Source organism: Vitreimonas sp. (assembly GCF_035627415.1).
GTDB lineage: Bacteria > Pseudomonadota > Alphaproteobacteria > Caulobacterales > Aquidulcibacteraceae > Vitreimonas.
In genome coordinates, this window is the sequence record NZ_DASPLU010000018.1 from 56,480 (window position 1) to 78,557 (window position 22,078).

Consider the following 22,078-nt stretch of genomic DNA (forward strand, 5'->3'; position numbering starts at 1 on the left):
CCGTAGCAACTTAGCTGCAGGCGTACCCCATGACATCACATGTGCGCATCGGATTGGTTGGTGTCGGCAATTGCGCGTCCTCGCTCGTGCAAGGACTCACACACTATGCGGACACCGCCGCGAACACGACGCCGACGGGGTTGATGCACTTCGATCTTGGCGGCTATCGGCCAAGCGACATCGAGATCGTGTCGGCGTTCGATATAGACGAGCGCAAGGTTGGCCGCGATGTCTCGGATGCGATCTTCGCGGAACCCAACAACACATTAGCCTTCTCACGCCCTGCGCCGCTCGGCGCCACAGTCATGCGCGGACCGACGCTCGATGGCGTCGGCCGCTACTTGCAGGATGAAGTGGTCGAATCCGACGAGCCGCCCGTCGATGTCGCCGCCGCCCTTCGCGAGACTGGAACCGAGATCCTGGTTTCCTACCTTCCCGTCGGCTCCCAGCGCGCCGCGGAGTTCTACGCCAATGCGGCCTTAGCCGCCGGTTGCGCCTTCGTGAACTGCATTCCCGTTTTCATCGCCTCCAATCCCACTTGGGCGCGCCGCTTCAAGGAGCGCGGCCTGCCGATCATCGGCGACGACATCAAGAGCCAAGTCGGCGCCACCATCGTTCATCGGGTCCTCGCCAATCTCCTGCGCGAGCGCGGCATCAGCCTGAGACGGACCTACCAGCTCAATTTCGGCGGCAATACCGACTTCAAGAACATGCTGGAGCGCGAGCGACTGGTATCGAAGAAGCTCTCCAAAACCCAGGCGGTCACCAGCCAATTCGCGGAACCGCTGCCGGACGGCGATGTACACGTTGGCCCCAGCGATCACGTGCCCTGGCTGCATGACCGCAAATGGGCGCACATCCGGCTCGAAGCGGAGGGCTTCGGCGGCGCGCCGATGAACATCGAGCTGAAGCTCGAGGTCTGGGACAGCCCCAACAGCGCCGGCGTGGTCATCGACGCCATTCGCTGCGCCAAACTGGCGCTCGATCGCGGCATGGCCGGGCCGCTCATTGGTCCATCGAGCTATTTCATGAAGTCGCCGCCGGAACAGTTCACGGACGACGAAGCGCGGTTGTTGACCGCGGACTTCATCCGCAGCGCCAGCGAACCGGTTCGGCAAGCGCTGTGAAAGAGACGCGCGTCTATTTCGTCCGGCACGGCGCCGTCGAGAGGCAGACGACGCGCCTCAGCGGGCGCACGCCGCACCTTTCCCTGACTCGCGCGGGCCGCGCGCAGGCCGAGGCGGCAGCGTTGGCCCTCTCCGGACGCGGCATCGAGACCGTCATGACGAGTCCGCTGGAGAGAGCGCAGGAGACGGCGGAAGTGATCGCAGGCGCCGCCGGCGCGGCTTTGTTGGTCGATGACGATCTCAATGAGATCGACTTCGGCGACTGGTCCGGCGCCATGTTCGAGACGCTGGCCGGCGATCCGGAATGGCGGATTTGGAACGAGGATCGCGGCCGCGCCCGGCCGCCGCACGGGGAGTCGATGCTCGAGGCGCAGGCCCGCGTTGCGCGCTGGCTCGAGCGCGCGCGCGCCTCGGCCCACAACGTCATAGCCGCCGTCAGCCACGGCGACGTCGTCCGAGCGGCCGTGGCCTACACGCTGGGCCTGCCACTGCACTTCTATGACCGGTTCGACATCGATCCCGGCTCGATAACCGCGATCCTCATGCGCGGCGCCGAGGCGCGGCTCATCAGTATGAACGAGCGTCCCCATGTCCCGACTGACTGAAGCCCAGATCCGCGAACGCGCCAGCAAGCTTGGCGCATGGTTTCACAACATGGACCTCAACGGCGTTCAAACCGCGCCCGATCACTTTCTGCAGGATTACCCGCAGAGCAAATGGGAACGCTTCCGCCACGCGCTGCCCATGGACCTGACCGGCAAGAGCGTGCTCGACATCGGCTGCAACGCCGGCTTTTACGCGATCGAGATGAAAAGGCGCGGCGCCGAGCGCGTCCTCGGCCTCGATCTCGACGAACGCTACCTCGAGCAGGCCCGATTGGCCGCCGAAGTGACCGGCGCCGAGATCGAGTTCCGCAATCTGTCCGTCTACGACGTCGCGGCGCTGGGCGAGCGGTTCGATCTCGTGCTGTTCATGGGCGTGCTGTATCACTTGCGCCACCCGCTCTTGGCGCTCGATCTCATTCACGAACACGTCGCGGACGACCTCCTCGTCTTTCAATCGATGCAGCGCGGCTCGGACGAAGTCGACGCCATCGCCGCCGATTATGACTTCTTCGATCAGGATCACTTCGACAGCACCGGCTATCCCAAGCTTCACTTCATCGAACACCGCTACGCCCACGATCCGACGAACTGGTGGGCGCCGAACGCGGCCTGCTCGCAAGCCATGCTCCGCAGCGCGGGCTTCGAGATCATCGATCATCCGGAAGACGAGACCTACATCTGCCGGCGCGTGGAGCGCGTCTCCGGCGCAGTCTATCCCACGCGGGGGCGGGCATGATCGAGGCAGTGAAGATCTGGAACGAGCCGAACAACAAATCGCACTGGGACCCGGCGCTCGATCCGGAGTGGGACTTGTTCGCGCACATGACGCGGCTGGCTGGACAGGCCATCCGGGCGGAGAACAGCGCCCTGCCGCGCGTGCTCGGCGGCATATCGCCGATCGATCCTTCGTTCATCGCCCGTCTCACCGGCAAAGGCGTACTCAACCACGTCGACGTCATCGCCGTGCATGGCTTTCCGCTCGACTGGAATCTCTGGACGATCGACGAGTGGCCGGCGAAGCTGGACGAAATCCGCGCCGTCACCGACAAGCCGGTGTGGGTGACCGAAGTCGGGGTCTCGTCCTTCGGCGCAGAGGAAGTGCAGAAGTGGGGTCTGGCGCGTACGGCGGAGCTTCTGATCGGACGCACCCCGCGCATTCATTGGTACAGCCTTTACGATCTGCCGCGCACCTGGGAGGCGACGACGAGGCACAAGGAGGCGGAAGGCTCGTCCTATTACCGCCACTTCCACATGGGCCTCTTGCGCGAGGATGGCGCACCAAAACAGGCGCTGGCTCTCTACGGCGACTACGCGGGCGATGTCGGCTTGTGCCAATGGTTCCATTTCGAAGACCACCGGCTGGATGAAGCCGCGGCGTGGATGCGGCGCCTCGGCGTTCGCCATCTTCGCACCGGCCTTTCCTGGGCCGACAGCTTTCGCCCCAACGCGCTCGCCTGGTTCGATCGTCAGATGGAGGCGCTGGCTGAGTTCGACGTCACGCTCACCTTCTGCTTCACTCCGGAACATCGCGGCCTCGCCCCGCACCATACCAGCCCGCCGCAGGCGGCTGAAGAATTTGCCGAATTCTGCGCCGCGATGGTGCGCCGCTACGCCTCCGACAGCCCGCCGCGACCACGCACGGCAGCCATGGTGGAAACCGGGCCCGATCCGCGCGTTCAAACTCCAGAACATGGAGCGCACGCATGAGCAGTTCAGTTGTGACCACCGACCACGAAGAGATTCGCGCCTGGGTCGAAGAGAACAATGGCCGCCCCGCGCGCGTGCGCGGCACTGGCGACGACGAAGACGACGCCGGCCTGTTGCGCATCGACTTCGACGCCGCGGAGGAAGGTCTGGAAGAAATCGAATGGGACGACTGGTTTGAGGGCTTCGAGGAGAACAATCTCGCGCTGCTGCACGCCACCAACAGCCGTTTCAACAAACTGATCAGCCGCGACAGCGCCAGCTGATCGCGACAGGCCAGGAAAGACCGCGCCCCGGCGCTGGCGCTGTCGGCGAGACAGGCCGAGGCCCCAACTATTTCCCCAGGCCGCCGCGGCGGCCCGGATTAGACACGGGCCGCTGATCGACGCATACAGGGCGCCACCGGCCGGCGTGGGTGGGATGGCATGGGGTCCTGGCAGTTTTGGATCGACCGCGGCGGCACCTTTACCGATGTCGTCGCGCGCGGGCCGGACGGCGGCGAGATCGTCAAGAAGCTCTTGTCCGAAAATCCCGGGCGCTACGACGACGCCGCGCTCGAAGCGATTCGGCAGATTTTGGCGGCGAATGGCGCAACGTTCGCCGATATCGGCGCGGTCGAACTCGGAACGACCGTCGCCACCAACGCGCTGCTGGAACGCAAAGGCGCCGAGGTCGTGCTGGCCGTCACCGAGGGCTTCGGCGATGCGCTCGAGATCGGCGTGCAAGCGCGGCCGGAAATCTTCGCACTGCACATCGTCAAGCCGGACCTGTTGCAGGCGCAAGTTATCGAGCTTCGCGAGCGGGTCACGGCCGAGGGCGAGGTGCTGACGCCTCTGGACGAAGCGCATGCCCGCGACTCGCTCGCCGCCGCCTTTGCGCAAGGCCGGCGCGCCGTAGCCATCGCCTGCCTGCACGGCTGGGCCTATCCCGCGCACGAACAGCGCGTCGCGGCGATCGCGCGTGAACTCGGCTTCACGCAAGTCTCGGTCAGCTCCGAGATCAGCGGCCTGATCAAATTCGTCCCGCGCGCCGACACCACCGTCGCCGACGCCTACCTCTCGCCCGTGCTGCGGGCGTACGTCGACCGTTTCTCGGGAGCGTTCGCCGAACTGGGCGCGGGCGAGAAGGCGCAACTGCTTTTCATGCAGTCGAACGGTGGCCTTGCGTCCGCGCGCGCGTTCCGCGGCCGCGACGCCGTGCTCTCCGGGCCGGCAGGCGGCGTCGTCGGCATGGCGCGAGCGGCCGAGCGCGCAGGTTTCGCCAAGGCGCTTGGCTTCGACATGGGCGGAACCTCGACCGACGTCTCGCACTTCGCCGGCGCCTTCGAACGCACCAACGAAACCGTCGTCGCGGGCGTGCGCCTCTCCGCGCCGATGCTGGAGGTGCATACGGTCGCGGCCGGCGGCGGCTCCATCTGCTTCTTCGACGGCGCACGGCTGCGGGTCGGTCCGCACTCCGCCGGCGCCCAGCCCGGGCCAGCGTGCTATCGCAAAGGCGGGCCGCTGACGATCACCGACTGCAATCTGCTGCTCGGCCGTGTGCGCGCGGAATTCTTCCCCGCCGTGTTCGGGCCCGACGGCGATCAGCCGCTCGACCGTGAGATCGTCGAACGCAAGTTCGCAGAGCTCTGCACCGAAGTCGAGCACGCCACCGGCCGCACCATGTCGCCGATCGAGGCGGCGGAAGGCTTCCTCAGCATCGCCAATCTCGGCATGGCCGAAGCGATCAAGAAGATTTCGATCCAGCGCGGCTATAATCCGGCGCAGTACGTGCTCGTCGCCTTCGGCGGCGCCGGCGGCCAGCACGCGTGCGCGGTTGCGGACGCCGTGGGGGTCGACACCATCCTCCTGCACCCGCTCGCCGGCGTCCTCTCCGCCTGGGGCATCGGCCACGCCGACTTGCGTGCTGTCGCCGAGGAAACGGTGGAGCAGCGGCTCGATCGCGCGGGCGATCTCAGCACGCGCGCCGAGCAGTTGCGGGCCCAGGCGGAAAAGGCGCTTGGCGAGGCGCATGATTTCACCGCCACGGCCAATCTGAAGTACGAAGGGGCAGACTCGACGCTGCCGATCCCGCTCTCGTCGCCGGAGCGCCTCAAGCGCGCGTTCGAAGACGAACACATGAAGCGCTTCGGCTTCATTGATCCCGCACGCCCCATCGTCGTCGGCTCACTTACGGTGGAAGCGGTGCAGCACACGGCCGGGGCGCCTGCAGAGGCGGTGTCGCCGCAAGCAAGCGCGGCGCCTGCGCCGATAACCCGCGTCTCCCTCGTCGCCGGCGTCAAGACGCACTCCGCTCCGGTGTATGACCGCGCCTCGCTTTGCGCCGGGTTCGCGATCGACGGGCCCGCCGTCATCCTGGAGAACGGCGCCACCACCTACGTCGCGCCTGATTGGCGCGCCGCCATGAACGAGCATGGCGACATCATCCTCACGCGCACCTCGATCATCGCCCGCGAGGCCGTCGGCACGCACGTCGACCCGATCCTGCTCGAAGTGTTCAATAATCGCTTCATGGGCGTCGCCGAGGAGATGGGGCTGGCGCTCCAGACCACGGCGTCCTCGGTCAACATCAAGGAGCGGCTCGACTTCTCCTGCGCCGTGTTCGACGAGACCGGCGGCCTCGTCGCCAACGCGCCGCACATCCCCGTTCATCTGGGTTCGATGAGCGACAGCGTCCGCGAAATCATGCGCCGCCGCGGCGACGCGATCCGGGCCGGCGACATCTTCATGCTGAACGCGCCGCACGCCGGCGGAACGCACCTGCCCGACATTACGGTGATCGCGCCCGTGATCCTCGACGGCGACGAGAGGCCCGCCTTCTTCACCGCCGCGCGCGGGCACCACGCCGATATCGGCGGACTGACGCCCGGCTCGATGCCGCCCGACAGTGTGCGCATTGATGACGAGGGCGTGCTGATCGAGAACTTCCTGCTCGTCGAAAGCGGGCGCCTGCGCGAGGCGGACGTCCGCGCCCTGTTCGCCTCGGGCCCGCATCCGGCGCGCGATATCGACCGCAACATCGCCGACCTCAAAGCCCAGATCGCCGCCTGCGTGCGCGGCGCGCACGAGCTGAAGCGTCTGGTCGCCGACTACGGCCGCGCCGGCGTCGCCGCCTACATGCGCCATGTGCAAGACAATGCCGAAGAGCAGATTCGGCGCGTCATCGACAGGCTGCGCCCAGGCGAGTTCTCCGTCGCCATGGACAATGGCGCGAGCGTGCGCGTCGCCGTCACGCCCGATCCACGAAGGCGCACGCTTCGCGTCGACTTCACCGGTACGAGCCCACAGCAGCCCAATAACTTCAACGCGCCGCTCGCCATCACGCGCGCCGCCACGCTTTATGTCTTCCGCACGCTCGTCGGCGACAACATCCCGCTCAATGAAGGCTGCCTCAAGCCGATCGAGATCGTCGTGCCTGAAGGCTCGCTGCTGAACCCGAAGCCCGGCGCAGCGGTCGTCGCCGGCAATGTGGAAACGAGCCAAGTCGTCGTCGATGCGCTCTACGGCGCGCTCAGCGCGCTCGCGGCGAGCCAAGGCACCATGAACAACTTCACCTTCGGTGACGACACGCGGCAATATTACGAAACCATCTGCGGCGGCGCCGGCGCCGGCCCCGGCTTCGACGGCGCAAGCGTAGTGCAAACGCACATGACCAATTCGCGCCTTACCGATCCCGAAGTTCTGGAAACCCGCTTTCCTGTGCTCGTCGAGCGCTTCGCCGTCCGCCGCGGCTCGGGCGGCGGCGGCAAGCACAAAGGCGGCGACGGCGCCGTGCGCCGCATTCGTTTCCGGGCGCCGATGACGGCGGCGATGCTCGCTAACCGGCGCAGCACCGCGCCGTTCGGGCTAAACGGCGGCCGCGACGGCAAGCCCGGCGCGAACCGCATCGAGCGCGTCGACGGCTCGATCGAGACACTCGGCGCCACCGGCAAAGCAATAGTCGCTTCCGGCGACGTGTTCGTCATCGAAACGCCCGGCGGCGGCGGCTACGGCAAAGCTTAACTTCGCGAGGGGGGACCACGTGCTCGTACTTCTAGGCATCGGCGTCGTCGTCTTGGGCTTCGTCCTGCGCGCCAATCCGCTGCTCGTCGTCATGGCCGCGGCGTTGACCACCGGGTTGACCGCGGCCTGGACGCCGGACGCCGACGTTCAGACCATGTACGCCGCCGCGCTGGCGACGCTCGCCGCGTTCGGCAAAGCGTTCAACGACAACCGTTATGTCAGCCTCGTCTGGTGCGTGCTGCTGGCGATCGGGCTACTGGAGCGCGCCGGCCTGCAAGAACGTGCCCGCACGCTGATCGGCAAGGTAAGAGGCGCCACTGTCGGCCGCGTGCTCTGGGTCTATCTGCTCGTGCGCCAGATCGCCGCCGCGCTCGGCTTGACCTCGCTCGGCGGACACCCGCAAATGGTGCGCCCGCTGGTTGCGCCGATGGCGGAGGGCGCCGCGGAAACGCATTACGGCGAGCTGCCGGACCGCGAGCGCTTCCTCATCCGCTCGCACGCCGCCGCCGCAGACAATATCGGTCTCTTTTTCGGCGAGGACATCTTCATCGCCATCGCCTCGATCCTGCTGATCAAGGGCTTCCTCGAGCAGAACGGCATCATCGTCGAGCCGCTGCAGCTTTCGGTCTGGGCGATTCCAACCGCCATCGCCGCGCTCGCCATCCATAGCGTGCGGCTCTGGATGCTCGACGCCGGATTGAAGCGCGCCTTGCGCGCGCCGCGGCCCGCCGCGGCCGGTGCGGAGGCGGCGCAATGATCACGCTCACGCACGCCTACATCGTCGCCGGGCTCTTCTTCGCCGCGATGTCGCTGCTCTCGGCGCTCGATGCTTCGAACCGCCGCCGCATCGCCAACTTCCTGTTCTGGGGCATGCTGGCGGCGAGCTTCCTCGCCGGCGGCTATCTCGGCGACCTCGGCAACGGCCTTCTGGCCCTTGGCCTCGTCGCCGTCGCGACCTTCGGCCTGGGCGAAGGCAAACCGCAGACCACCACGCCCGAACAGCGCCGCGAAAGCGCAATGAGGCGCGGCGACGCGCTCTTCCTTCCCGCGCTCATCATTCCCGCCGTCGCACTCGGCGGCACCCTCATCGCAAAGGAGACGAGCTGGGGCCCGCTGCTGATCGATCCTGCCCAAGCCACGCTGGTGTCGCTGATCCTCGGCGCCCTGATCGCCGTCGCCGTCGCCATGCTCTGGCTGCGCCCGCCGCTGATCGCGCCATTCCAGGAAGCGCGGCGGCTGATCGACGCCGTCGGTTGGGCGGCGATCCTGCCGCAAATGCTGGCCTCGCTCGGCGCCGTTTTCCTCGTCGCCGGTGTCGGCGAGCAAGTGGGCCGCGTGTTCGGCGAGTTCATGCCGCTCGACAACATCACCATCGCCGTCATCGCCTACTGCGTCGGCATGGCGCTCTTCACCATCATCATGGGCAACGCCTTCGCCGCCTTCCCGGTGATGACCGCCGCGGTCGGCCTGCCGATCGTCGTCATGCGCTTCGGCGGCGATCCGGCGATCGTCTGCGCCATCGGCATGCTGGCCGGCTTCTGCGGCACGCTGATGACGCCGATGGCGGCCAACTTCAATGTCGTGCCGGCCAACCTGCTCGAACTGCCCGACCGCAAGTCGCCGCTCAATGGCGTCATCCGCGCGCAAATCCCAACGGCGCTGCCGCTCCTCCTCGCCAACATCCTGCTCATGCGCATTCTGGCCTTCCCACAATGAGAGCGCTGCTTACCCCCAATTTCGCCCAAGGCTTCGCCCAGCTCGCGCTGTCGCACGTCGATCGCGAGTATCCGAACAAACTCGATCACGTGATGACCGGCCCGGCCGACGCGCTCGGCCCACGGGCGCTGCATCCGATCTTCTACGGCAGCTTCGATTGGCATTCGTGCGTGCACGGCTATTGGCTGCTGGCCCGCGTATGGCGCCGCCACACCGACATTCCCGCCGGACCCCGCATCTCCATGCTGTTCGAAACGCGGTTCACTGAACCCGCAGTCGCCGCCGAATGCGCCTATCTCGACCGGCCCAGCGCGCGCGGCTTCGAGCGGCCGTACGGCTGGGGCTGGCTGCTCGCGCTGCAGGCCGAACTCGATCTCCACACCGACGACATCATGGCCGCCGCCGCTGCGCGGTTGCGCCCGCTGACCGATCGCTTCGTACAGCGCTTCGCCGACTTCCTGCCGCTCTGCGACTACCCGATCCGCACCGGCGTCCACTCTTCCACCGCTTTCGCGCTGCGTCTCGCCGCCGACCACGTCGAGACCGCGGCGCCGGACGTGTTCGCGCTGATGCGCGAGAAAGCGTTGAGCTGGTACGGCGCCGACCGCGGCGCGCAGGCCTGGGAGCCGAGCCAAGACGATTTCCTGTCGCCCACCTTGATCGAAGCCGCCTGCATGCGCCGCTTCATGCCGGCCGATCAGTTCCGCGACTGGTTCGCCGCCTTTCTGCCCGACGCGGCCGACGGCGCGCCGGCGACGCTGTTCAGCCCGGCGCGCGTCAGCGACCGCACCGACGGCAAGATCGCTCACCTCGATGGCTTGAATCTCTCCCGCGCCTGGTGCTGGCGCGAGATCGCGGCCGCGCATCCGCCTGAGAGTCCGCTCGCGCGGCGCGCCGAAGAGACGGCGCAGCAGCACCTCGCCGCCAGCCTGCCGCATGTCGCCGGCGACTATATGGGCGAACACTGGCTCGCCACCTTCGCACTGCTCGCCCTCGAAGCGACACAGCCGATGTGAGAGGCGTCGCGGCGTTCTACTCTGCGGCCTGTTGTTGCGGCGCCGTGCGCGCGGATTCTTCTTCGATGAAACGCGCGATCCGCTCTTCCAGCACCGGCAGCGGCGTCGACCCCAGCGCCAGGATCGCATCGTGGAAACGGCGGCGATCGAACCGCTCGCCCAAAGCGGTCTCGGCTTCGGTCCTCAACCGCCGGATCGTGAGTTCGCCCAACTTGTACGCGAGCGCCTGGCCTGGCCAGCTGATGTAGCGATCGACTTCGGTCTCGACTTCGCGGCGCGAAAGCGCGGTGTGCGAGGCGAGATACTCGATCGCGCGCTCGCGCGACCAGCCGTAGCGATGGATGCCGGTATCGATCACCAGGCGCGCCGCCCGCCACATCTCGTAGCTCAGCCGGCCGAATTGCTCGTAAGGCGTGCGATAGATGCCCATCTCGACGCCGAGCCATTCGCTGTAGAGACCCCAGCCTTCGCCGAAGCCGGAGAAATACGTATTGCGGCGGAAGGCGGGAAGCGCCTGACCCTCCTCGCTCAAGGCCGCTTGCAGACTATGCCCTGGTGAGCACTCGTGCAGCGTCAGCGCCGGAATATTGTAGAGCGGACGGCTCGGCAGATCGTACGTGTTCATGAGGCAGCTCTCGAGGCCGCCTCGGCCGGCCGTGTAATACGGTGCGATCGCGTCCGGAACGGGGAGCACGGTGAACCGGCGGCGCGGCAAATGGCCGATGACGTCGCCGATCTTGGCGTTGACCCGATTGACCGCGTACGCGGAGACCATCAGCAGCTCTTCGGGCGAGCGCGCATAGAATTGCGGATCCGTCCGCAGGAACGTCAGAAATTCGTCAAGGCTTCCCTCGAAGCCGCTATCGCGCATGACCTGCAGCATCTCCGCCTCGATGCGGGCCACTTCACGCAGGCCGATCTGATGGATCTCCTCGGCGCTCAATTCCAGCGTCGTGTATTTGCGGATCTGCGCAGCGTAATAGGCGCGTCCGTCGGGCAGGCGCGAGGCAGCCAAGCTGGTGCGCGTGTTCGGCACGTACTCGTCGCGGAAGAAGCGCAACAGCTCGTCGAAGGCTGGAACGACCGCATCCGTAATCGCCGCGCGCGCCTCGCGCCGCAATTCCTCCCGCTGCTCGGCCGGAATTCCCGGCGGCATGTCGTTGAGCGGCGCAAAGAACGGATTTTGCTCGACGTCGGCCACCGCAAACGCAGCGATGGCGCTGTCGCGCCCCTGCAGCGTCGCGCGCGGCGGGGTGAACCCCCGCGCCAGCCCTTCGCGCATGTTGGCGATGTTCTCGTCGAAATAGCGGGGAATGTCCCGCATGCGGCTGATATAGCGCCGGTACTCGTCCGCCGTCCGGTAGCCCTGCCGCGGGGCCAGGTATTGCCAGAATGCGGAGTCGCTGTTGACCGGCATCTCCCAGTCGCGAAAGCGTCCGTCGATCAGCGCGTGCTCCAGATTGGTGCGAAACACCGCCGCGTTGACCCGCTCCGCATCCGACAGCGCGTCGGCGGGAATGCGATCGAGCGCAGCCAGCGTCTCGCGCGCGTGGGCGAGCCGCCGGCGCTGACTTTCCGCATCGACGCGCGGCAAGCGGCCGGTCGGCTCGAGGCCGCCTTCGCCGTCGTCCTGCTGCTCGTACTCACGCAGCGACCAGGCCCAGTCGGCTTCGTAGAGCGCACGGAGCTGTTCATCGGCGGTCTGCTGCGCAGCGCTCTGCTGCTCCTGGGCGAGCGCCCCACCCGACGCCGCCGCGAAGCCGGCCACGGCGAGGGCGACTGCAAACAGGGGCGCGAATCTGGGTGTCGGCATGCTCATGCGCGATCTGAAGCAGGGACGATGATCGATGGCAAGAGAGCCCCAGCTTATCACTTGAGCGTGGCAAAGCTCCGCCAATCCTGCTAGCGCAACGACAACAAGGGGGGACGGGCGATGTGGAATCCGCGCAAGGCGTTGGCGGTCGGCGACGAGATCGCGCCCGAGCATCGGCTGAAGCCGACGCTGTCGTGGCCGCATCTCATGGCTCTCGGCGTCGGCGCGATCGTCGGCACCGGCATTCTCACCCTGACCGGGGTCGGCGCCGCGAAAGCCGGTCCGGCCGTCATCCTCTCCTTCGCCATCGCCGGTTTCATCTGCGCCGCGGCGGCGCTCGCCTACGCCGAGATGGCGACCATGATGCCGGCGTCGGGCAGCGCCTACACTTATAGCTACGTGGTTGTCGGCGAGCTGCTCGCCTGGGTGATCGGCTGGAGTCTCATCCTCGAATATTCGCTGGTGGTGAGCGCGGTCGCTGTCGGCTGGTCCGGCTACGCCGCCGGCTTCATGGAGAGCATAGGCTGGGCGCTGCCCGCCGCTCTGGTGCAGGGGCCGGAACTGGGCGGCGTCGTCAATCTGCCGGCGATCTTCATTATCGCCGTCGTGGCCGGCATGCTCATGTTGGGCACGCGCGAAAGCGCCACGGTGAACGCTTTGCTTGTGGTGGTGAAGATCGCCGCCCTGGCGCTGTTCGTGGCGGTGACGCTGCCCTATTTCGACGCGCGCAATTTCGAGCCCTTCATGCCGTTCGGTTTCGGCAAGAGCGGCGAGCCTGGCGCCGAAGTCGGCGTCATGGCCGCCGCCGCCATCATCTTCTTCGCCTTCTACGGTTTTGACGCGATCGCAACCGCCGCGGAGGAAACCAAGAATCCCGGCCGCGATCTCGCCATCGGCATAGTCGGCTCGATGCTGCTTTGCGTGCTGATTTACATGGCTGTCGCGGGCGCCGCGATCGGCGCGCTTGCGTACGGCCAGTTCGCGAACAGCCCCGAACCGCTGGCGCTGATCCTGCGCGAAATCGGCCAAGCCGACGCCGCCGCCATCCTCGCCGCCTCCGCGGTGATCGCGTTGCCGACGGTGATCCTCGCTTTCTTCTACGGTCAAAGCCGCATTTTCTTCGTGATGGCGCGCGACGGATTGCTTCCGCGCGGGCTGGCGCGCGTCTCGAGCCGCGGCACGCCGGTGCGGATCACGCTGTTCACCACCATCGTCGTCGCCGCGCTCGCGGGCGTTGTGCCGCTCGCCGACCTCGCCGCGCTCGCCAACGCGGGCACGCTCGCCGCCTTCATGGCGGTGGCGCTCTGCATGCTGATCATGCGCGTGCGCGCGCCTGACGCGCCGCGCAAATTCCGCACGCCGCTGGCTTGGCCGGTGGGGCTCATCGCGATTTTCGGCTGCGCCTATCTGTTCTACAATCTGCCGCAGACGACGCAGATCTACTTCCTCATCGCCCACGGCGTCGGGCTTGCGCTATATCTGCTCTATGGCATGCACAACAGCGTCGCCCGCAAACAGGCGCATGGCACAGGCGAGCGCGGCTAAAGCCGCCGCGCACAAAATTCGTCCTTCCGGGGCTCGCGTCAGCGAGAACCCGGAACCCAGGGGCTGACAGAGCTGTTGGCCCCTGGTTTCCGGGTTCAATGCTGCGCATTGCCCCGGAATGACGAGAGATGTGCTTCCGAATCGAAACTGAACGCCGCCGGATATACGTCCGATTTCGCGCGTGGTGCGTTAGTCAGATCCCGTTCTCTGTCAGCGACAAGAGGCTCGCATTGCCGCCAGCCGAGGTCGTATCGATCGAGAGCGTGCGCTCGGTCGCGAAGCGCGCGACATAGCGCGGCCCGCCGGCCTTGGGCCCGGTTCCGGAAAGGCCTTCGCCGCCGAACGGCTGGCTGCCGACGACGGCGCCGATCATCGAACGGTTGACGTAGAGATTGCCGACACGCGCCCGCGCGCGCACGCGATCAGCGGCTTCAGCGATGCGGCTGTGCAACCCCATGGTGAGGCCGAACCCGCTCGCATTGATGCGGTCGACCGTCTCTTCCAGCGCGCCCGCCTTCCAGGTGGCGACGTGCAGGATCGGCCCGAACCATTCCTGCCGCAGCTCCTCGATCGCGTCGAGCTTGATCAGAGTGGGCGGCACGAAGAGGCCCTTCGCCGGCGCATCGAGCGCGTGAAGCCAGCGCGCCTTCATCGCTTGGCGATAAGCTTCGAGCTTCTCGCGCGCCGCCTCGTCGATCACCGGGCCCACATCGGTGCGCGGATCGGCCGGATCGCCGATCGCCAGCGCATCCATCGCGCCCTTCAGCATCTCGAGCATGCGCTCGGCGACATCCTCCTGCAGCAGCAGGAGCCGCAGCGCCGAACAGCGCTGGCCGGCGGAGCGGAAAGCGGAGGTGACGACGTCCATCACCACCTGCTCGGGCAAGGCGGTTGAATCGACGATCATCGCATTGAGGCCGCCGGTCTCGGCGATCAGCGGCACGATCGGCCGGCGCTCGTCTTCGAGCAGCGCCGCGGCAATGGCGCGCGCGGTGCGCGTCGAGCCGGTGAACGCAACCCCGGCGATGCGCGGATCGGCTGTGATGGCGCTGCCGACGTCGGGCCCGCCCGGCAGAAAATGCAGCACGTCGGCGGGAATGCCGGCTTGATGCGCCAGCTGCACCGCGCGGTAGGCGATCATCGGCGTCTGCGGCGCGGGCTTGGCGATCACGGTGTTGCCGGCGACGAGCGCGGCCGTGACTTGGCCCAGGAAGATCGCCAGCGGGAAATTCCAGGGCGCGATGCACGCGAACACGCCGCGCCCGGCGAGCCGCAATTCGTTGAGCTCGCCCGTCGGCCCCGGCAGAGTCTGCGGCGCGAATTCGCGGCGCGCGCAGGCGGCGTAATAGCGGCAGAAATCCACCGCCTCGCGCACTTCGCCCAAAGCGTCGGGAATGGTCTTGCCGGCCTCGCGCACGGCGAGCGCCATAAGCTCGCTGCGGTGCGCTTCGAGCAGATCGGCCAGCCGTTCCAAACAGGCTGCGCGCTCCTCCACCGGCCGCGCATCCCACCCGATCGCAGCTGCCGCGGCGCTGTCGATTGCGCGCGTCACGTCCGCCGCGCGGGCATTGATGACGCCGCCCACGCGGCGATCTCGATCGGCCGGACTGCGCACCGGCGCCGCTTCGCCCGCAACGGCCTCGCCCGCAACCAACGGAGCGGCGATGAAGTCTGCCGCATAGGCATCGATCGCCTTGGCAATCTCGCTCAGCACACGCGCGTCGTTCAAATCGAGTCCCTCCGAGTTGGCGCGGTCGCCAAAAATGTCGCGCGGCAGCGGAATTGAGGGATGGGGCATGGCGTTGACCTCTGCGATGCGCTCGGCCGGATCCTCGAGCAGCATGTCTTCCGTGACGCCGGGATCGGCGAGTTGGTGAACGAACGAACTGTTGGCGCCGTTCTCGAGCAAGCGCCGAACCAGATAAGCGAGCAAATCGCGGTGGCCGCCGACCGGCGCGTAAGTGCGGCAGGCGTAGCCCTCCTCGCGCACGAGGCGCTCGTGCAGGCCTTCGCCCATGCCGTGCAGGCGCTGAAACTCGAAATCGCGCCGCCCGCCGGCAAACTCCAGGATCGTCGCGACGGAGAGCGCGTTGTGACCCGCGAACGCCGGGAAGATGTGCGGGCTCGCCAGCATGTCGCGCGCGCAAGCGAGGTAGGAGACATCCGTCGCCGCCTTGCGCGTGAACAGCGGATAGTCGCTCAGGCCTTCGACCTGCGCCCGCTTGATCTCGCTATCCCAGTAGGCCCCCTTCACCAGGCGCACCATCAGCCGCCGCTTGGTCGCACCGCCAAGGGCTTCGGCCCACGCGATCAGCGGCCGCGCGCGTTTGCCGTACGCCTGCGCCGCAAAGCCCAGCCCGTCCCAGCCGCTGAGGGCGGGATCGCGGGCGATCCCTTCGATAATGTCGAGCGACATCATCAAGCGGTCGGCCTCCTCCGCGTCGATCGCGAGCCCGACGCCGAGCCGCGCCGCCTTGCGCGCCAGCGCCCGGCTCATCTCGATCAGCTCCGGCACGCACGTCTCGGCTTGCGCCGTTTCGTAGCGCGGATGAAGCGCCGACAGCTTCACCGAAATCGTGTGATCGCGATTAAGCGGCGAGGCCGCCACCGCTTCGATCGCTTCATCATAGGCGTTGAAATAACGCTCCGCGTCGGCGCGCGTGCGCGCCGCTTCGCCGAGCATGTCGAAGCTCGCGGTGAAGCCGCGATACTCATCGCGCGCCGCCCGCTGCAGCGCTTCCTCGATGGTGCGGCCCATGACGAAAGTCTCGCCCATGATGCGCATCGCCCCGCCGACGGCGGTGCGGATGAACGGCTCGCCGGCGCGCGCCAGCAGCTTCCTCACCGGCGAGGTTTCGGCGCCTTCGCCCACCATCGCCCGCGCCAGCACCAGTCCGAACGTCGCCGAGTTCACCAGCAGCGAGTCGGACTTCCAGGTGTGCGCCGACCAATCGGCGCCGCCGAGCTTGTCGCGGATCAGCGCATCGCCCGTCTCCGCGTCCGGCACGCGCAAGAACGCCTCCGCCAACGCCAGCAGCGCCACGCCCTCTTCGCTGTTCAGCCGGTATTCGTGCAGGAAGCGGTTGATCCAGCCCGAGGCATGCGCGCGCCGCACGTCCGCCAGCAGGCCGCGAGCCCTCTCCAGCACCCGCTCTCGCGCGTCCGGCGCCAGCCGCGCATCCGGCAGCAATCCCGCCAGGACCTCGGGCTCCGGCGCCCGATGGAGCGCCGCCATGCGCTCACGCGTCGCCTGCCCAGCTTCCCGTCCTGACATACATTGTCCTGCCGAATATCTCCCCGCCAATACCAGCGCGCGCAGCAAATGTGCTTGCTTTCTCAGCGGCGCCGCTCGAATTATCTTCGCCGCACCGCATTCATCCCCGAAGATTCTTCATGCTGGACGAAACCGACAAACGCATCCTCCGGGCGCTGCAGCAGGACGGGCGCATGACCAACCAGGCGCTGGCCGAAGCCTGCAACATCTCGCCCGCCGCCTGCTTCGACCGGGTCAAGCGGCTCCGCGCCAACGGCTACATCCTCGGCACGATGGCGCTGCTCGATCCGGCCAAGCTCGACCGCGCGCTGATGATCTTCATCGAGGTGCTGCTCGACCGCACCACAAGCGACATATTCGACGAATTCGCCGCCGCCGTCCGCACCCAGCCCGACATTCTCGAATGCCACATGGTCGCCGGCGGCTTCGACTATCTGATCAAGGCGCGCGTGCGCGACATGGCCGCCTATCGCAACTTCCTCGGCGAAGTCCTGGTCAAGATGCCGGGCGTGCGCGAGACGCGGACCTACGCCGTGCTGGAGGAAGTGAAGAACACGCTTGCGCTTCCGGTCTAAGCCTTGGCCGCGCGCCGCTGCGATACGCCGCCACCCGCGCATCCGACGATGGCGACAGGCGCCGCGAACTTGTGGGCGCCCGGCCGTCCTGCGTTATCTTCAGTTGGACACGTGGCCTGACCGAATGCGCCAACCGATGCAGAAGATCGACTCCTATCTGGGCTGGAAGGTGGACTTCGCGGATCCGCCGGGCGCCCCCGCTTTCTGCGGCCCGGACTCCATCTCCTGGCGCGTCTTCAAGAATCCGGTCGCGCTCGGCATCGGCGGCGTCGCCGCCGTGCTGCTGGAATTCGCCGACGCGCGCATCCGCTCCGGCGTCTGGGACCACTCGACCTACAAGCAAGACCCGATCGGCCGCTCCCAGCGCACCGGCATGGCGGCGATGGTCGGCGTCTACGGGCCGCAAGCCGCCGCCCGCCGCGTGATCCAAGGCGTGACCAACATGCACGCGCGCGTGCAAGGCGAGACGCCGAGCGGCGAAGCCTACAAGGCGCTCGACGTCGAGCTGCTGGATTGGGTGAGCGCGACCGCCGGCTGGGGCTTCCTCACCGCCTACGATCGCTTCGTCGCCAAGCTCACCGAAGAAGAGAAGCGCCGTTGCTATGCCGAACAGGCGCCGGTGGCGCGCCTTTATGGCGTGCAGACGCTGTTGCATTCCGACGCGGACTTCATGGCGATGCTGGAGCGCCTCGCGCCGCGTTTCGAGCCGCACCCCATCGTCGGCGAATTCCTCGATATCTTCCAAAGCAGCCCCGGCGCGATCGGTTTGCCGAAAAGCCTGCGCCGCGCGCTGGCGCAAGCGTCCGTATCGCTCCTGCCGCCATCGGTGCGGACGCGGCTGGAGCTTGGGCCGGACTACGATCTTTCCCCGTTCGCCGCGCACGCGCTGCGCGGGCTCGGCGCGCTCGCCGAACGCATTCCCATTCCCAGCGCGCCGCCCTCGCAAGCATGCCTCCGCTTGGGCCTCCCCGCCGATTTTCTCTATCGCAGCCGCAGCGCGCAGCGGCGTCTGCTCGCCGGCTGGACGCCCCCGCGCGACGCCAGCGCCGTCGCCGCGGAGTGACGGCCAGCGCCAGATAGGTCAGTGCGCCGGATCGGCGACGAAGGCGCGAACCTTCTTGGAGAGCTCGTTATCCAACAACGGCTTCTCGACGATCTCCACGCCCGCGGCGAGCGCGCGCGCCTTGGTCTCGCGCGACGGATGGGTGGTGATCAGGATCGTCGGCGCCGTTACGCCCTCGGCCCGAAGCTGCGTCAGCAGTTCGAGGCCGCTCATGCCGGGCAGCTTCTGATCGAGCACCAGGCATCGCCACTCGCCGCGGTCGCGGCAGCGCAGCGCCGCCTCCGCATCCGAGAACGCGTCCACGGCGATGCCGACGGTCTCGAAGGCGAAGCTCAGCGCATGACGGACTGCGGGGTCGTCGTCGACGAGCGCCACTGTGGCGGGGGGGCGGCAGGTTGGATCCAAGACGGCGCTGACCTTGCGCCAACCCACCGGGGCCGTGTTGACTTGGCTCAATCCGAAACCGGCCGATCCAGCTGCAGCGCCATGCGGACCAGTTCTGATAGGCTCTCGGCCTGCATCTTGGTCATCACGTTGGCGCGATAGATTTCTACCGTACGCGGGCTGATGCCCAGTTTGAGCGCGGCCGCCTTGTTGGACTCGCCCCCGACGATGGCGTCGAACACCTCCCGCTCCCGCGCCGTCAGCTGCGCGGCGCGCTCGGCGATCTCCGCCCGCTCCTTGTGCCGGCTGATCTCGCCCTCGCCGCGCGTGAGCGCCGAGCGCACCGCCCGCAGCAGCGCCTCGTCCTCGAACGGCTTTTCGAGGAAGTCCACCACACCCGCCTTCATCGCCTGCACCGCCAGCGAGACGTCGGCGTGGCCGGTGAGCACGATCACCGGGTGCGGCACGGCGAGGCGCTTCAGCTCCTGCACCAATTCGAGGCCGTTCATCTCCGGCATGCGGATGTCGGTGACGATACAGCCGGGCTCCAGCTGCTCGCGTCGGTCCAATAGCGCGCGCGCGCTCTCATAGCTGCGGGACTCGATGTCCTCCGCCGCGAGCAGGAACGCCACAGAGTCCCGCATCGGCGCATCGTCGTCGACAATATGCACCACTTGCTCACTCATCCTGTGTCTCCAGCGCCGTCTGTTGGGCCAGCCGCAGCGTGAAACGGAAGATAGCGCCGCCGCCTGGATTGGGTTCCGTCCAGATGTGGCCGCCATGCGCCTCGACGATGGTGCGGGAAATCGAGAGCCCCACGCCCATGCCGCTCGGCTTCGTCGTCACGAACGGCTGGAACAGGCGCGCGGCCGCGCTTTCGTCGACGCCCGGCCCAGTGTCGGCGACGCTGACCATCGCCATGCCGTCCTCCACGACCTCGGTCCGGATCAGGAGATCGCGGCGCGGGTGCTCGGCCATCGCATCGATGGCGTTGCGCACCAGATTGAGGATCACCTGCTGAATCTGCACGCGATCAACCAGCACGGCGCCCGCCTCGCGCGCCAGATCATACTGCACGCGCACGCTGTGCTCCTTGGCGCCGACGAGCGCGAGCGCGCAGGCCTCCTGAACCAGCTTCGGCAGCTGCTCGACGCGCCGTTCGCCCTCGCCGCGCGCCAGGAAGTCGCGCAGACGGCGGATGATTTCACCGGCCCGCAGGGCCTGATCGGTCGCCTTTTCGAGCGCCTCGCGCGCGCGCGGCTCCTCGATTCCGGCGCGCTCCAGCAGCCGCTTGGCGCCGCTCAAGTAGTTGGCGATGGCGCTCAGCGGCTGGTTGAGTTCGTGCGCCAAGGCGGAGGCCATTTCCCCCATCGCGCTCAGCCGCGACATATGCACGAGTTCGCCCTGCAACTCCTGCAGCCGCGTCTCCGTCGCCTGCCGCTCGGTCAGATCGCGCACGAAGCCGGTGAACACCCGCCCACGTTCCGAACGCAGCTCGCCGACAGCGAGCTCCATCGGGAACGTCGAACCGTCCTTGCGCTCGCCGACGACGATGCGGCCGATACCGATGATGCGCCGCTCGCCGGTGGTGAGATAGCGATCGAGGTAGCCGTCATGCTGCTCGCGGTACGGCTCCGGCATCAGCATCTTCACGTTGCGCCCGAGCACTTCGGACGCCGACCACCCGAACATGCGTTCGGCCGCGGCCGAGTAGGACTGCATGATCCCGCTCTCGTCGATCACGATCAGCGCGTCGGGCGCCGAATCGTAGATCGAGCGGAGGTGCGCTTCGCGCTCCGCCAGTGCGCGCGACGCGCGATCGCCCTGAAGCCTGCGCCGATAGAGCCAATCGCCGGCGAAAGCGACGATCACGCCCATCGCCGCGAACACATAGACCGAGGAGCCCGCGGCGGGCGCGATGATGAGCGCAGCGACGATCGAGAGAACGGTCGCCGCCATCGCTGGCCCCAGCCCGCCCAGCACCGCCGCGCCGCACACGACAGGGGCGAACCACAGCAGCACCGGCGTGCCGGGCGCGAACGCCCGCACCAAAACCGCAATGAGCGCCGCCAGCAGGCACGCGGCCGCCGCGCCCGCATAAGCGCTCGCGCGCGGGCGAGCCGCCAATGCCGCGCTCAGGCGGGAAGCGAGGTTTGTCGCAGGCATGAGCCTCTATAGCGGCGCCGCCCCGCAGGCCCAAGGCGACCATTCGGCCCGATTATGACTTTCGGACTAGGGGCCATCCCTTAAGCAATCGACCCGAATTTCTCCGCCCCGCGCATCCGCGTATCCCCGCTTCGACAGGGAGCGATCATGCGCGAGCTTGGAATGGAAATCTCCGGCGGCCCGGCCCGCCACGTGTCGGACGCCATCCCGCTTGGACCGGGCCTGGTGCTGCAAGGCACGCGGATGCGCTTCAAGCGCAACGAGGAGATCTTCGGCGAAGGCGAGGCGGCGGACTACGTGTACCGCGTGGTGACCGGCGCGGTGCGCACCATTCGCTTCTCCAGCGACGGCCGGCGCCAGATCCTCAGCTTCCATCTGCCGGGCGACGTGTTCGGCCTGGAGCCGGGCGCTCTTCACAGCCTCTCGGCCGAAGCCGTCTGCGACGCAGAGGTCGCGCTCATCCGCCGCTCCTTGATCGATACCGCGGCCGCGCAGGACACGGCGGCGGCCAATGCGCTGCTCGGCCTCATGCGCCGGGAGCTGCAGAACGCTCAGGAGCACGCGCTTGTTCTCGGCCGCAAGGGCGCTGGTGAGCGCGTCGCCGCCTTCCTGCTGCAACTCTCCGAGCGGGTCACCGCCGAGCGCGAGATCGACCTGCCGATGTCGCGCGCCGACATCGCCGACTACCTGGCGCTCACCATCGAGACGGTGTCGCGCGCATTCACGCAGATGGAGCGCGACTGCGCCATCGCCCTCCCCAGCTCACGCCACGTCGTCGTGCGCGACCGCGGCGCTCTGCAACTGCTCGAAGCGGCCTGACACTCAACGCTTGCGGATGCGCTCCGCAAGCGCACGCGGAGCGGGGATAGAGCGGCGCTCTATCCCCGCTCTTTCCGCACTAACCTCCTGAAATCGCTCACCCGCACACGAAACTTATCCGCCTGCAGGAAAACCGTGCGATACTGCTTGCACCGTTCAGCAAGGAGAGCAGTCGGCCGCTGTTCGAGATCGATGCGAGAACGGGGTGATCGAGCGTGAACCTCCGTGGCGCGGTTGAGCAAAGCAGAGGTGAAGCCCGCCGAACATGAA

Annotated in this window: 19 protein-coding genes; 13 read left to right on the forward strand and 6 right to left on the reverse strand. The window is 67.5% G+C overall.

Translation table 11 applies throughout. The annotated features are described in order from the left end of the window. The first annotated feature begins 29 nt into the window (after nucleotides 1–29). The 9 genes from VEA80_RS11550 to VEA80_RS11590 all read left to right on the forward strand — a co-directional run bounded on the left by VEA80_RS11550 (nucleotide 30) and on the right by VEA80_RS11590 (nucleotide 10,169). Nucleotides 30–1,127: an inositol-3-phosphate synthase gene (locus VEA80_RS11550; RefSeq protein ID WP_325060894.1), complete on the forward strand. Its 1,098-nt coding sequence runs from the start codon at nucleotides 30–32 to the stop codon at nucleotides 1,125–1,127. Next, nucleotides 1,124–1,732: a histidine phosphatase family protein gene (locus tag VEA80_RS11555; RefSeq protein ID WP_325060895.1), complete on the forward strand. Its 609-nt coding sequence runs from the start codon at nucleotides 1,124–1,126 to the stop codon at nucleotides 1,730–1,732. The genes VEA80_RS11550 and VEA80_RS11555 overlap by 4 nt, the downstream gene beginning before the upstream one ends. Beyond that, entirely contained in the window at nucleotides 1,716–2,468 is a 753-nt protein-coding gene (locus tag VEA80_RS11560) for a TIGR04290 family methyltransferase (protein WP_325060896.1), read from the forward strand. Before VEA80_RS11555 ends, VEA80_RS11560 begins: the two co-directional genes overlap by 17 nt. Next, nucleotides 2,465–3,439, forward strand: a complete 975-nt coding sequence (locus VEA80_RS11565; RefSeq protein WP_325060897.1) for a hypothetical protein — start codon at nucleotides 2,465–2,467, stop codon at nucleotides 3,437–3,439. Before VEA80_RS11560 ends, VEA80_RS11565 begins: the two co-directional genes overlap by 4 nt. Then, entirely contained in the window at nucleotides 3,436–3,702 is a 267-nt protein-coding gene (locus tag VEA80_RS11570) for a hypothetical protein (RefSeq protein ID WP_325060898.1), read from the forward strand. Before VEA80_RS11565 ends, VEA80_RS11570 begins: the two co-directional genes overlap by 4 nt. 159 nt (nucleotides 3,703–3,861) lie before the next feature. Further along, complete coding sequence (locus tag VEA80_RS11575) at nucleotides 3,862–7,437, forward strand: hydantoinase B/oxoprolinase family protein (RefSeq protein ID WP_325060899.1); 3,576 nt, start codon at nucleotides 3,862–3,864, stop codon at nucleotides 7,435–7,437. A gap of 19 nt (nucleotides 7,438–7,456) precedes the next feature. After that, a complete protein-coding gene (locus VEA80_RS11580; protein WP_325060900.1) occupies nucleotides 7,457–8,194 on the forward strand; it encodes a DUF969 domain-containing protein in 738 nt (245 codons plus the stop codon). Next, a complete protein-coding gene (locus tag VEA80_RS11585) occupies nucleotides 8,191–9,153 on the forward strand; it encodes a DUF979 domain-containing protein (RefSeq protein WP_325060901.1) in 963 nt (320 codons plus the stop codon). The genes VEA80_RS11580 and VEA80_RS11585 overlap by 4 nt, the downstream gene beginning before the upstream one ends. Continuing rightward, nucleotides 9,150–10,169, forward strand: a complete 1,020-nt coding sequence (locus VEA80_RS11590; RefSeq protein ID WP_325060902.1) for a DUF2891 domain-containing protein — start codon at nucleotides 9,150–9,152, stop codon at nucleotides 10,167–10,169. Before VEA80_RS11585 ends, VEA80_RS11590 begins: the two co-directional genes overlap by 4 nt. Before the next feature lie 16 nt (nucleotides 10,170–10,185). Here VEA80_RS11590 and VEA80_RS11595 read toward each other — a convergent pair whose 3' ends face one another. After that, complete coding sequence (locus tag VEA80_RS11595; protein ID WP_325060903.1) at nucleotides 10,186–11,982, reverse strand: DUF885 domain-containing protein; 1,797 nt, start codon at nucleotides 11,980–11,982, stop codon at nucleotides 10,186–10,188. Between the two features lie 120 nt (nucleotides 11,983–12,102). On the opposite strand from VEA80_RS11595, the gene VEA80_RS11600 reads away from it, so the two are divergent. Continuing rightward, on the forward strand, nucleotides 12,103–13,527 hold the full coding sequence (locus tag VEA80_RS11600) for an amino acid permease (protein ID WP_325060904.1): 1,425 nt from the start codon (nucleotides 12,103–12,105) through the stop codon (nucleotides 13,525–13,527). Nucleotides 13,528–13,720: 193 nt separating this feature from the next. Here VEA80_RS11600 and putA read toward each other — a convergent pair whose 3' ends face one another. Beyond that, complete coding sequence (putA, locus tag VEA80_RS11605) at nucleotides 13,721–16,801, reverse strand: bifunctional proline dehydrogenase/L-glutamate gamma-semialdehyde dehydrogenase PutA (RefSeq protein WP_325060905.1); 3,081 nt, start codon at nucleotides 16,799–16,801, stop codon at nucleotides 13,721–13,723. Nucleotides 16,802–16,920: 119 nt separating this feature from the next. Here putA and VEA80_RS11610 point away from each other — a divergent pair, with 119 nt between their 5' ends. After that, entirely contained in the window at nucleotides 16,921–17,376 is a 456-nt protein-coding gene (locus VEA80_RS11610; RefSeq protein WP_325060906.1) for an Lrp/AsnC ligand binding domain-containing protein, read from the forward strand. 136 nt (nucleotides 17,377–17,512) lie between these two features. Then, nucleotides 17,513–18,439 (forward strand): oxygenase MpaB family protein, encoded by a 927-nt coding sequence (locus VEA80_RS11615; protein ID WP_325060907.1) that lies wholly within the window; start codon nucleotides 17,513–17,515, stop codon nucleotides 18,437–18,439. An 18-nt stretch (nucleotides 18,440–18,457) separates the two neighbouring features. Here VEA80_RS11615 and VEA80_RS11620 read toward each other — a convergent pair whose 3' ends face one another. The 3 genes from VEA80_RS11620 to VEA80_RS11630 form a co-directional block, all read right to left on the reverse strand. Further along, nucleotides 18,458–18,814 carry a response regulator transcription factor gene (locus VEA80_RS11620; protein ID WP_325060908.1) on the reverse strand — a complete coding sequence of 119 codons (357 nt, stop codon included), beginning with the start codon at nucleotides 18,812–18,814 and terminating at the stop codon, nucleotides 18,458–18,460. Nucleotides 18,815–18,891: 77 nt separating this feature from the next. Further along, nucleotides 18,892–19,509 carry a response regulator FixJ gene (fixJ, locus tag VEA80_RS11625; RefSeq protein ID WP_325060909.1) on the reverse strand — a complete coding sequence of 206 codons (618 nt, stop codon included), beginning with the start codon at nucleotides 19,507–19,509 and terminating at the stop codon, nucleotides 18,892–18,894. After that, nucleotides 19,502–20,989: a PAS domain S-box protein gene (locus VEA80_RS11630; protein ID WP_325060910.1), complete on the reverse strand. Its 1,488-nt coding sequence runs from the start codon at nucleotides 20,987–20,989 to the stop codon at nucleotides 19,502–19,504. Before VEA80_RS11630 ends, fixJ begins: the two co-directional genes overlap by 8 nt. Nucleotides 20,990–21,136: 147 nt before the next feature. Between VEA80_RS11630 and VEA80_RS11635 the strand changes: the two genes are divergently transcribed. Further along, complete coding sequence (locus tag VEA80_RS11635; protein WP_325060911.1) at nucleotides 21,137–21,808, forward strand: helix-turn-helix domain-containing protein; 672 nt, start codon at nucleotides 21,137–21,139, stop codon at nucleotides 21,806–21,808. Nucleotides 21,809–21,867: 59 nt separating this feature from the next. Here VEA80_RS11635 and VEA80_RS11640 read toward each other — a convergent pair. Continuing rightward, the coding region (locus VEA80_RS11640; protein WP_325060912.1) for a hypothetical protein at nucleotides 21,868–22,078 on the reverse strand (211 nt) is incomplete at its 5' end.

Excerpts from the sequence above, each read along its gene's own strand:
- VEA80_RS11550 (WP_325060894.1), top strand. The coding sequence starts at position 30 with ATGACATCACATGTGCGCATCGGATTGGTTGGTGTCGGCAATTGCGCG.
- VEA80_RS11560 (WP_325060896.1), top strand. The coding sequence starts at position 1,716 with ATGTCCCGACTGACTGAAGCCCAGATCCGCGAACGCGCCAGCAAGCTT.
- VEA80_RS11565 (WP_325060897.1), top strand. The coding sequence starts at position 2,465 with ATGATCGAGGCAGTGAAGATCTGGAACGAGCCGAACAACAAATCGCAC.
- VEA80_RS11570 (WP_325060898.1), top strand. The coding sequence starts at position 3,436 with ATGAGCAGTTCAGTTGTGACCACCGACCACGAAGAGATTCGCGCCTGG.
- VEA80_RS11575 (WP_325060899.1), top strand. The coding sequence starts at position 3,862 with ATGGGGTCCTGGCAGTTTTGGATCGACCGCGGCGGCACCTTTACCGAT.
- VEA80_RS11585 (WP_325060901.1), top strand. The coding sequence starts at position 8,191 with ATGATCACGCTCACGCACGCCTACATCGTCGCCGGGCTCTTCTTCGCC.
- VEA80_RS11590 (WP_325060902.1), top strand. The coding sequence starts at position 9,150 with ATGAGAGCGCTGCTTACCCCCAATTTCGCCCAAGGCTTCGCCCAGCTC.
- VEA80_RS11595 (WP_325060903.1), bottom strand. The coding sequence starts at position 11,982 with ATGCCGACACCCAGATTCGCGCCCCTGTTTGCAGTCGCCCTCGCCGTG.
- VEA80_RS11600 (WP_325060904.1), top strand. The coding sequence starts at position 12,103 with ATGTGGAATCCGCGCAAGGCGTTGGCGGTCGGCGACGAGATCGCGCCC.
- putA (WP_325060905.1), bottom strand. The coding sequence starts at position 16,801 with ATGTCAGGACGGGAAGCTGGGCAGGCGACGCGTGAGCGCATGGCGGCG.
- VEA80_RS11610 (WP_325060906.1), top strand. The coding sequence starts at position 16,921 with ATGCTGGACGAAACCGACAAACGCATCCTCCGGGCGCTGCAGCAGGAC.
- VEA80_RS11615 (WP_325060907.1), top strand. The coding sequence starts at position 17,513 with ATGCAGAAGATCGACTCCTATCTGGGCTGGAAGGTGGACTTCGCGGAT.
- fixJ (WP_325060909.1), bottom strand. The coding sequence starts at position 19,509 with ATGAGTGAGCAAGTGGTGCATATTGTCGACGACGATGCGCCGATGCGG.
- VEA80_RS11630 (WP_325060910.1), bottom strand. The coding sequence starts at position 20,989 with ATGCCTGCGACAAACCTCGCTTCCCGCCTGAGCGCGGCATTGGCGGCT.
- VEA80_RS11635 (WP_325060911.1), top strand. The coding sequence starts at position 21,137 with ATGCGCGAGCTTGGAATGGAAATCTCCGGCGGCCCGGCCCGCCACGTG.